The organism is Oerskovia sp. NPDC056781 (genome assembly GCF_042789955.1).
GTDB classification, from domain to species: Bacteria; Actinomycetota; Actinomycetes; order Actinomycetales; family Cellulomonadaceae; genus Oerskovia; species Oerskovia rustica.
Map to the genome: position 1 here is coordinate 1 of NZ_JBHUAD010000341.1, position 3,007 is coordinate 3,007.

The 3,007-nt window shown below is 69.1% G+C and carries 2 protein-coding genes; both read left to right on the forward strand.

Annotated elements, in window-relative coordinates; genetic code table 11:
* The first annotated feature begins 124 nt into the window (after positions 1–124).
* Entirely contained in the window at positions 125–1,675 is a 1,551-nt protein-coding gene (mmsA, locus tag ACFRCR_RS18070) for a multiple monosaccharide ABC transporter ATP-binding protein (protein WP_377679513.1), read from the forward strand.
* On the forward strand, positions 1,672–2,844 hold the full coding sequence (gene mmsB / locus ACFRCR_RS18075; RefSeq protein ID WP_138825340.1) for a multiple monosaccharide ABC transporter permease: 1,173 nt from the start codon (positions 1,672–1,674) through the stop codon (positions 2,842–2,844). The genes mmsA and mmsB overlap by 4 nt, the downstream gene beginning before the upstream one ends.
* Positions 2,845–3,007 lie beyond the last annotated feature (163 nt).

A 3,007-nucleotide genomic window follows, 5' to 3' on the forward strand; every position in this document is an offset into this window, starting at 1 on the left:
TCGAGGGACAGCAGTCCCGGGGCCGGGCACGGTCCGCGCAGCACGACGGGCGAGACGGTCGCCCGACCCGCGGCACGGCCGCGGCGACGGGCCACCACGGAACGGACGAGTGAGGAGCTGACCCATGGCCAGCGAGAGCAACATCCTCGAGATGCGGGGGATCACCAAGGAGTTCCCCGGCGTCAAGGCCCTGCAGGACGTCACGCTGGACGTGCGCCGGGGCGAGGTCCACGCGATCTGCGGGGAGAACGGGGCCGGGAAGTCGACCCTGATGAAGGTGCTGTCGGGCGTCTACCCGCACGGCACCTACGACGGCACGATCGTCATGGACGGCGAGACGTGCGAGTTCAGGACCATCCGCGACAGCGAGGCCCGCGGGATCGTCATCATCCACCAGGAGCTGGCGCTCGTCCCGCACCTGTCGATCGCGGAGAACATCTTCCTCGGCAACGAGAAGGCCTCCGCGGGGATCGTCGACTGGCACCGCACCACGAGCGAGGCCGCGGCCCTGCTCGAGCGCGTCGGCCTGTCCGAGAACCCCGCGACCAAGTCGATGGACATCGGCGTCGGCAAGCAGCAGCTCGTCGAGATCGCCAAGGCGCTGTCCAAGCGCGTGGACCTCCTCATCCTCGACGAGCCCACCGCGGCGCTCAACGACGAGGACAGCGCCCACCTGCTCAAGCTCATCGACGAGTTCCGCAGCCATGGGATCACCTGCATCATCATCAGCCACAAGCTCAACGAGATCGCCGCGATCGCCGACCGCGTGACGATCATCCGCGACGGTGCGACGATCGAGACCCTCGACCTGCACGGAGACGAGCCCGTGACCGAGGACCGCATCATCCGCAGCATGGTCGGGCGCTCGCTCGACAGCCGCTTCCCGGAGCACGAGCCGACCATCGGTGAGGAGGTGCTGCGGATCGAGGACTGGACCGTGCACCACCCGATCGACACCGAGCGCGTCGTCGTCGACCGCGCGAACCTGCACGTGCGTGCCGGCGAGATCGTCGGCATGGCCGGGCTCATGGGGGCAGGGCGCACCGAGCTCGCGATGAGCGTGTTCGGACACTCCTACGGCGCGAAGATCTCCGGGACCGTCTACAAGAACGGCGCGCCCATCAGGACGCGCAGCGTCTCCGAGGCGATCGGTCACGGGCTCGCGTACGCGACCGAGGACCGCAAGCGGTACGGCCTCAACCTCATCCAGACCATCCGGGAGAACATCTCGGCCTCCGCGCTCGGCAAGGTGTCCCGCTGGGGCGTCGTCGACTCGCAGGCCGAGACCCAGGTCGCCGAGCGCTACCGCACGGACTTCCGGATCAAGGCGCCCACGGTCGAGGCGATCGCCGGCAAGCTCTCGGGCGGGAACCAGCAGAAGGTCGTCCTGTCGAAGTGGGTGTACTCCGACCCGGACGTCCTCATCCTCGACGAGCCCACGCGCGGCATCGACGTGGGCGCCAAGTACGAGATCTACGCGATCATCAACGCCCTCGCCGACGCGGGCAAGGCCGTCGTCGTCATCTCCTCCGAGCTCCCCGAGCTCATCGGCCTGTGCGACCGTGTCTACGCGATGAGCCAGGGCCGGATCACCGGCGAGGTGGCGCGAGCCGACGCCACCCAAGAAGCACTGATGCACTACATGACCATGGACAAGGGAGTCGACGTCCGATGAACGCCGTCAGGGAATACCTCGGCCGCAACGTCCGCCAGTACGGCATCGTCGCGGCACTGCTCGTGATCGTCCTGCTCTTCCAGGTCCTCACCGACGGGCGCCTGCTCTACCCGAACAACGTCGCGAGCCTCATCCAGCAGAACGCGTACGTGATGATCCTCGCGATCGGCATGGTCATGGTGATCGTCGCCGGCCACATCGACCTGTCGGTCGGTTCGGTCGTCGCGTTCGTCGGCGGGCTGTGCGCCATCATGATGAGCCAGTGGGAGCTGCCGTGGCTGCTCGCCGTGGTCCTGTCCCTCGGGGTCGGGGCGCTCGTCGGGATGTGGCAGGGCTTCTGGGTCGCGTACGTCGGGATACCGGCGTTCATCGTGACCCTCGCGGGCATGCTCATCTTCCGCGGCCTCGCGATCGTCCTGGTCGGCACCACGGTCGCGGGCCTGCCCAGCGGCTTCATCGCGATCAGCAACGGTTCCGTGCCCAACTGGTTCGGCTTCGTCGGGAACCTCGACGTCGTGACGCTCGCGATCGGCGGCATCGGCATCGTGGCGTTCGCCGTGGCGCAGTGGCGCTCGCGGACCTCGCTGCGTCGCCACGAGCTCGCGGTCGAGCCGCTGCCCGCGTTCGTCGTCAAGATCGTCCTGGCCGCGGTGCTGATCGGGGTCGTGACGTACTGGCTGTCGCTCAGCTCGGGCGGTACGCCGATCGTGCTGCTCATCGTGGGCATCCTCATCATCGCGTACTCGTTCGTCCTGAACCGCAGCGTGTTCGGCCGCCACATCTACGCGATCGGTGGCAACCGCCACGCGGCCGTGCTGTCGGGCGTCAACTCGCGTCGCGTCGACTTCGGCATCTTCGTCAACATGGGCGTGCTGGCCGCGGTCGCGGCCGTCATCACGACCTCGCGTGCCGGTGCCGGTGTGGCCGCGGCGGGCATGAACTACGAGCTCGACGCGATCGCCGCGTGCTTCATCGGCGGCACCGCGGTCGCGGGCGGCGTGGGCCGGGTGTCCGGCGCCATGATCGGTGCGCTCATCATGGGCGTGCTCAACATGGGCCTGTCGATCATGGCCGTCGACGCCGCCTGGCAGCAGGCGATCAAGGGCCTCGTCCTGCTCCTCGCGGTCGCTTTCGACCTGCTGAGCAAGAGGCGTGCCGCGCTCTCCTGAGCCGGCGATCAGGAGGTGACACGGGGGAGGGCGCACACCCTCTCCCGAGGTCACGGACCAGCGGGGTGCGCGCGGTGGGGGGCCGCCCGCACCCCGCAGCGTCGGGCCGGGTCCGACGGCGGCGCGCACCCCAGCGGGCGCCCGCGGCGCCCCCCCCCCGGGC